At 35.0% G+C, this 6522-nt stretch carries 7 protein-coding genes and 1 pseudogene; 3 read left to right on the forward strand and 5 right to left on the reverse strand.

The window, feature by feature from the left end; all coding sequences use genetic code 11:
* Positions 1 to 100 precede the first annotated feature (100 nt).
* Positions 101 to 631: an antA/AntB antirepressor family protein gene (locus tag ACFINL_RS05105; RefSeq protein ID WP_375650780.1), complete on the forward strand. Its 531-nt coding sequence runs from the start codon at positions 101 to 103 to the stop codon at positions 629 to 631.
* 47 nt (positions 632 to 678) lie between these two features.
* Here ACFINL_RS05105 and ACFINL_RS05110 read toward each other — a convergent pair whose 3' ends face one another.
* The 4 genes from ACFINL_RS05110 to ACFINL_RS05125 form a co-directional block, all read right to left on the reverse strand.
* Positions 679 to 2721, reverse strand: a complete 2043-nt coding sequence (locus tag ACFINL_RS05110; RefSeq protein WP_375628599.1) for a hypothetical protein — start codon at positions 2719 to 2721, stop codon at positions 679 to 681.
* A 266-nt stretch (positions 2722 to 2987) separates the two neighbouring features.
* Positions 2988 to 3200 carry a hypothetical protein gene (locus ACFINL_RS05115; protein WP_375620805.1) on the reverse strand — a complete coding sequence of 71 codons (213 nt, stop codon included), beginning with the start codon at positions 3198 to 3200 and terminating at the stop codon, positions 2988 to 2990.
* 128 nt (positions 3201 to 3328) lie between these two features.
* Positions 3329 to 3556 (reverse strand): hypothetical protein, encoded by a 228-nt coding sequence (locus ACFINL_RS05120; protein ID WP_375650784.1) that lies wholly within the window; start codon positions 3554 to 3556, stop codon positions 3329 to 3331.
* Positions 3553 to 4215, reverse strand: a complete 663-nt coding sequence (locus tag ACFINL_RS05125; protein ID WP_375650786.1) for a lysozyme — start codon at positions 4213 to 4215, stop codon at positions 3553 to 3555. The genes ACFINL_RS05120 and ACFINL_RS05125 overlap by 4 nt, the downstream gene beginning before the upstream one ends.
* A gap of 244 nt (positions 4216 to 4459) precedes the next feature.
* On the opposite strand from ACFINL_RS05125, the gene ACFINL_RS05130 reads away from it, so the two are divergent.
* Both ACFINL_RS05130 and ACFINL_RS05135 read left to right on the forward strand, forming a co-directional pair.
* Complete coding sequence (locus ACFINL_RS05130; RefSeq protein WP_375631818.1) at positions 4460 to 5368, forward strand: type II restriction endonuclease; 909 nt, start codon at positions 4460 to 4462, stop codon at positions 5366 to 5368.
* Position 5369: 1 nt separating this feature from the next.
* Positions 5370 to 6296: a DNA cytosine methyltransferase gene (locus ACFINL_RS05135; RefSeq protein ID WP_375631819.1), complete on the forward strand. Its 927-nt coding sequence runs from the start codon at positions 5370 to 5372 to the stop codon at positions 6294 to 6296.
* Positions 6297 to 6354: 58 nt separating this feature from the next.
* Here ACFINL_RS05135 and ACFINL_RS05140 read toward each other — a convergent pair.
* A pseudogene (locus tag ACFINL_RS05140) lies at positions 6355 to 6522 on the reverse strand (late control protein); the annotation flags it as partial.

Consider the following 6522-nt stretch of genomic DNA (forward strand, 5'->3'; position numbering starts at 1 on the left):
ACGGGGAAAGCATAACGACGGGCTAGTTGCCGTGTTTTTCAGCACCCGGCATTTTTATAAAAAGTGTCAATGAAAAACATCTAACAACTAGGAGTTCGCTATGAACACTCTTATAGAAATTACGGAACAAATCATTGATCAGGAAACTGTTCAAACCGTTAACGCGCGTGAGTTACATACGTTTTTAGACGTTAATATACGCTTCAACGATTGGATTTCACGACGGATTGAAGAATATTCTTTTCAAGAAAATCAAGACTTTGTGAGTTTTACTCAAAAAAGAGTAAAACCTAAAGGCGGTCGTCCAAGCATAGAATATCACCTCACCTTAGACATGGCGAAAGAACTTTCCATGGTTGAACGCAATGAGAAAGGACGTCAAGCACGCCGTTACTTTATTGAATGTGAAAAGAAACTGAGAACCCAAGCTGTTGATTATGATAATGATACATGCTTTGATGATTTTAACTATCTTCGCCAATATGTTTTGACAAATTATCCTAAAATCATGGGTATTATCTTTGGTCGTCTTTTAAAAATAGATGAAATCGAAAAAGAGCTTGATCATTACAAATCAGTTACAAAAGAAGCCAAGCGCGTTCTAGCAAGATCTGTTGTGAAAGCGGCTTAGTTTAAAACACGATTCATCTCCCCATTTCAAAAGTGGGGAGGGAGAAATCATTTTATTGGCAAATTCATCTTATCGAAAAATAACCGATGCCTTTTCTTGGCATTATCTATAAGCTTGTCAAATGAAATCACTTCTATATAAGCTTTATAATTCTCGTTATATCCAAAATACCCCATGTTATCACCTGTTATTCTTAAATTCGAGTTTTTGCAACATTTCCTTATACTATCAGTTAAATCACAGATAATATAACAATAACCAGGTATATCAAGAGAGTCTTTTATAGGACGACCATCGAATGTTTGTACTTTACCTTTTCTAATTTCGTCTAGATAATCAAACACTTGTTTAATAGGATCTGTTTTATCTCCCGATTGTGCATCATCTCTCATTGGGCGTTTAATTTCTATTATAAAAAGAGATGCCAATTTCATAGGCTCTTCGTCTGATATTAAAATAGGATTGTCGTATATAGGGGTGTCGTATACATTTAAGGCACATATATCAGGTCTTTTATCTTCTGTAGAACCTGTAATAGGCATTGCTTTCAATGAGATGTCAGAAGCTAAATAATCATGAAAAACTAACTTTTCATCTATTAACCATAAATTACAATTATCCATAGAAATGTCATTGGAATCACACTTCATTGGCATTATGAGTTTGTGAATAATATTTTCTTTAGCGTAGCCTTTATCGCTTTTCTTTAAAGCCTTTTCTAGAAGATCTAAGATAACTTTTCTGTGGCATAAGTAACCTATTAGATCAGAGCGATTAAGATCATTTACAGTTTCTACATATGCGCTAACTTTACTTAAGTATTCTTCATAATTTGCGTTTTGTTCAGCTTGCAAAATATCATGACCTTCTTTTAAAGCCTTTTCTTCTAATTTAGTAAGATGTTTATGAAGGAGAAGCTCTAAGCTTTGGTCAGAGCTTGAGGGAGACGCTATGTAGTCATTTTCAGTTAAATGTTTTAGAACTGTACGGTAACGTGGTGCTTTTTCAGCTACGAATTTTTCAATTATTTTCTTACTGTTTTGAATGTTTTGCTTTAATTCTTTATCTAAGTATTTTTGAATACTAGGGACTACAGCTTTCCGTATTTTATCAAATGATATCTCTACCTTCTCTAGTAACCCTTCAGTATTTTCTTGAATATCAAAGCCTATTCTTTCAGCACGTACTCTTTCATCCAAAAAAGGAGAGCTTACGTAGCAAGAGTAGATAAATTCACCTATATCATCTTGCAGTTTTGCATGAATACCAGGAACGTTATGAGATAATCCTTCTTTTGTGATAACTCTGTTGGCGGCACAAAAATATAAAGCCTGGTTTTCTAAAGGTAAGGACCTAAATTTAAGATGCATAATAGAAAAGTTATACTTTTCTATTATTATTTTTTCATTAAAAACGGCTCCATGCATGCATTGTTCATATAGATCATTCAATAATATCTTTTCTGAGTCATCTTCAATAGTTATAGAGGGACAACTACCGGTTCTTGCAAAATACCAGAGACAATGTTCTAAGAGTGCTTTTGCAATAGATTGTAGCTTTTTAGGAATATGATTTTTATATTTTTGTTGTAGACCTGTTAACTCAACAACAGTTTCTCTCTTTGTACAATTATCTTGAAATTCGTGTAATGCTTTTATACCTTGAACAGCGTCGAATAAGAATTCACGCCCTTTTAATCCTCTATCTGTTTCATAAATACTCCGGATTTTTATATTATCAAAAGCTTTAAGCCATAAAAGTCGTCCTATACCATGGCAACCTTTTTTTATTTTATGATCTGAGTCTAAAGTTTCAAATGATTGAAAATTATAATCATTAAAGCCTGTACCATTATCGATTACTTTAAAACCTATAATTTGTGTTTTGTTTCGTTTTTCAGTATCTTTTTCAAGTGGTAGTGAAGCTTGCTTCGATCTTATGACTGAAACTATAATGTAGCGTGAGGAAAAATCATTTCCTATTTCTTCAATGGAATGAATAGAATTTACAACTGCTTCAAAAAGAGGCAGTAGAGCATGATTTTCTGGTAAAGATGTATTTCTTACGCGGCCACTTAAATTTGTTCTCATTATCCACTCTAATCTATAAAAGACAATCAATTGTGTCGTTTTACAAAGATTTGACTTCCTCTTCATCCTTAAAGGATTAAAATTTCGAAGCTGTTCATATCAAATACAGTTTATTAGAAGCTTTAAATTCATGAAACAATTAATTCAAAGATTAATTCTTTGAAATCCACTGTTTTAAATGGAAGAAGACATTGTCTATCGTCTCCATGAGACGAGCAAAATTAAGAAACCATTTTCTAAAGAATTTCGCGCGTCTCAGAGTATGTTTAGAGTCGGATATTTGGTTTTTGTGTAAAAATACTTACAAACGCATCCATAATACGTGAAAAATCAAGCGCTAATAAGAGTATAATGAGTACAATCCATTTCGTATAACGCGACATCACTTTTACACTTTTGTAGGTCATGATGATTTCTTGGAGGATTTCTTTTTCTGCTTCTGTAAGTTCTGTATCGTCTTGTGTTTTTTTTCTAGCCATGTTTCCACCCACACAAGCGTTCACCTAGATTATTGTGCTTTAAGATCTCTCTTGCTAAATTAGAACTGATGACGTTGACATCTTGCCTCTCTAAATAAATTGGTAACCAACCAACACAAGAGATATACTTATTTGTCCCGCAACCAACGAGAAAGATCAGAACGCACATCAGCATCACTTTTTTGATTAACTTCACTTTCCACCTCCAGACGTGTTTTGGCTGCTTTTAAAGCTTTTTCTGTTTGCTTTTGTTGCTCTGCTTTTTTCCCAAGAGTAAAAGCTCTTGCTAATGCAATAAAAAAAGCGACTAAAGCCGCGCCTGTTATCATCAGATTTCTTTTCATCCATAAGATCATAGACGATGCTCCTGAAAGCGTTTAGCAACAAAGAAAATACCAGCACATGCGGCTAAAATCATAATGGTGGCCAAAGCCCATTGGATTGGTCCATTTCCTGCTAATAAGCCTCCAAGCCCAGAAAAAGAACCAATAATCGGTGCAAGGGCTTCGGCTTTGAAAAGCCCTGTTGGTGCTTGCGTTTCTACTGTTTGATAATTGGAGGAAACATAAGCCCCTTTTGCCCATAAGCCTGTTTCTGCCGCACGCCGGTGTGCGAGACCTTCAAGACGCTTCCCGCCTGCTTTGGTCCATTTCTGTAGCTCTGCAGGGACAGCTTCATATTCACCTTGATTGAGCTTTTTTAACAGTGTCGAGTTACAAAAGGCTCCTGTTCCTACATTATAGCAAAAGGACACTAACGCCGCGAATTGTTCATCCGTTAATGAAACTGTAACAGCGCGTTCAACGGCATTTTCAAATTGTCTTAAGTCTTGACAAAGAAGTTCTTCTGCTTGCTTTTCAGTGATTGTCATGCCTTCGTAAATAAAAGGTTTTCCAGCACTGTTTGTATGTCCATAACCTATTGTCCACACCCCAATGGCATCTTTATAGGCGTTTAAATGCAAACCTTCCCATTGTTTGATAAGTGCAAGTCCTTCTGATGATATTTTTCGCATATGATTCTCCATAAAAAAAGCCCCGCAAAAGGCGGGGATGCGTGAAAAATATGAAATGAACGTCTTTCCCTCTTAAAGGACGGTAAGAAATCTACTCAACAAAAAGATATTGAAAAAGCCGTTCAATTAGTAAAAAAATTAACTTCCTCCTCGCCTAAAGGACAGGTAACGGACAAAAATATCATTGGTTAAAATTTAGAATCTGCTAATCAGTTATACTTGTCTAATCGTAGGATTTAATGCAATGACTGATATAAGATACAAAAACTTAGAAGATTTTTGTGGGCTTGATGAGGAAGAAAAAAAAAGCTTCGTAAACTTTCTCAAGAAAAGAAGAAGTGAACTGATTTCACCTACTGATGAAATAGTAAGTCAAATAGTACAGGAAAATAAACAAATTATAGATGAGTTGCTCAAAAAAGAGGAAGTTTCTAAAACAATTTTTAATATGCGAGAATTATCGTATTCCGCATTGTTAAAGCAAGAATCTACTTTCAATTCTGCGATTTTGATGGAAATTAGCCATCAGTTTGAGATGCCTAAAAGAATTATTACTGAATTAAGTTTAAAATTATTTCGGCTTAACATTCAAGATTCTCACAAATTTAACGAGCAGCTAATAAATTGTTTTGGCCAATATGCAGGAAAAATTATTCCATATATTTATTTATTATGTCTTAGCAATACACAGTCACGCCGTTCACGTGCGGGAAAAACATTTGAAGAAATTATTTATTTTTTATATAATCAATTTCGATATCGTTTCGAAGCTCAAAAAAAAATCGGAAAAGAAACATTTCAAAAAGCCGGTTTGGGTAAAATGGTTGATTCAGTACTACCGAGCATAGAGCATTTTAAGAAAAGACGCGATAAGGCTATTATTGGCACAATGAAAACCACTTTGCGTGAACGTTGGCAAGAAGTTATTGAAGAGCAGTCAAGATCTCAAGTTCCTAACATTCACTTACTGACAGTTGATGATAAAATCTCTGTAAATAAAATTGAACAAATGAACAAGCATAACATTGTTGTCGTCGTACTAAAAACAGTTAAAAATCAAGAAAAAATATTGCATAACCACAGCGTCATAGATTTTGAAACGTATTTTTTAAAAGAACTACCTGAGATGTTTAATTATTGGAAAAATCAGTAAAATGTTTAAACTAATTGACTTATTTGCCGGCATTGGAGGAATTCGTTTGGGTTTCGAGTCTGCATTTGGCTTAGATAACGCCCAATGTGTTTTTACATCAGAAATTGATAAATACTCTATTCAAACTTATCGACTTAATTTTAACAACGATCACGTCCATGGCGATATTACTCAGATCAATGAAGAAGAAATACCAGAGCATGATATTTTATTAGCAGGCTTTCCTTGCCAACCTTTTTCGCAAGCAGGCTTGAAGAAGGGGTTTGCGGATGCACGTGGAACTTTATTTTTTGATATCAATAGAATTTTATCACATAGGAAGCCTCGAGCATTTTTATTAGAGAATGTTAAGCAATTAAAGGGGCATGATAGGGGACGTACTCTCTCTAGTATTATAAAGCATTTACAATCAAGCGGTTATAAAGTTTTTTATGATATCTTAAAAGCACGGGATTTTGGAGTTCCTCAGAATCGTGAACGCATATATATCATTGGTTTTTTAGATCATTCGATAGATTTTAAATTTCCCTCTCCCATGAATATTAAAACAAGGGTGGGAGATATTTTAGATAAAGAGGTTGATGAAAAATATACAATTAGTAATGCTCTTTGGCATGGACACCAACGAAGAAAAGTTCTGAATAAACTGAAAGGAAAGGGATTTGGTTATGGGCTTTTCGATGTGGAATCGCCATACACAAATACACTTTCTGCACGTTATTACAAAGATGGAAGCGAAATACTTATAATGCAGGATAATAAAAATCCTAGAAAACTGACGCCAAGAGAAGCAGCACGCTTGCAAGGGTTTCCTGAAAGCTACCAGATTCCAGTATCTGATACGCAAGCCTATCGCCAATTTGGAAACAGTGTGTCTGTTCCAGTTATTAAAGCTATCGCATTGCAGATGAAAAAATATCTGTCGTAAACGTTCATTGACCTTCTTCCCTAAAAGGGACAGCACAACGAATGACCTAAAGTTGATATTAATCCTCATCCATATGGATGACGCCTTCACCTTCGTCGCATGCGTTTGGTGGAGCGTTTGGATCAAGGGTATCGTCCTTGTCTGGTGTGGTGTTTGCAACGTTTCCAGCCGCATCTTCTTGTGATGCATCAAAAAGTTCGCACTCTATTTTTGTGGTGTAACCACC

It is taken from the genome of Bartonella sp. AA78NXGY, assembly GCF_042197005.1.
Lineage (GTDB): Bacteria > Pseudomonadota > Alphaproteobacteria > Rhizobiales > Rhizobiaceae > Bartonella.

Coding starts and splice junctions, on each gene's coding strand:
- ACFINL_RS05105 (WP_375650780.1), top strand. CDS start 101: ATGAACACTCTTATAGAAATTACGGAACAAATCATTGATCAGGAAACT.
- ACFINL_RS05110 (WP_375628599.1), bottom strand. CDS start 2,721: ATGAGAACAAATTTAAGTGGCCGCGTAAGAAATACATCTTTACCAGAA.
- ACFINL_RS05115 (WP_375620805.1), bottom strand. CDS start 3,200: ATGGCTAGAAAAAAAACACAAGACGATACAGAACTTACAGAAGCAGAA.
- ACFINL_RS05120 (WP_375650784.1), bottom strand. CDS start 3,556: ATGATCTTATGGATGAAAAGAAATCTGATGATAACAGGCGCGGCTTTA.
- ACFINL_RS05125 (WP_375650786.1), bottom strand. CDS start 4,215: ATGCGAAAAATATCATCAGAAGGACTTGCACTTATCAAACAATGGGAA.
- ACFINL_RS05130 (WP_375631818.1), top strand. CDS start 4,460: ATGACTGATATAAGATACAAAAACTTAGAAGATTTTTGTGGGCTTGAT.
- ACFINL_RS05135 (WP_375631819.1), top strand. CDS start 5,370: ATGTTTAAACTAATTGACTTATTTGCCGGCATTGGAGGAATTCGTTTG.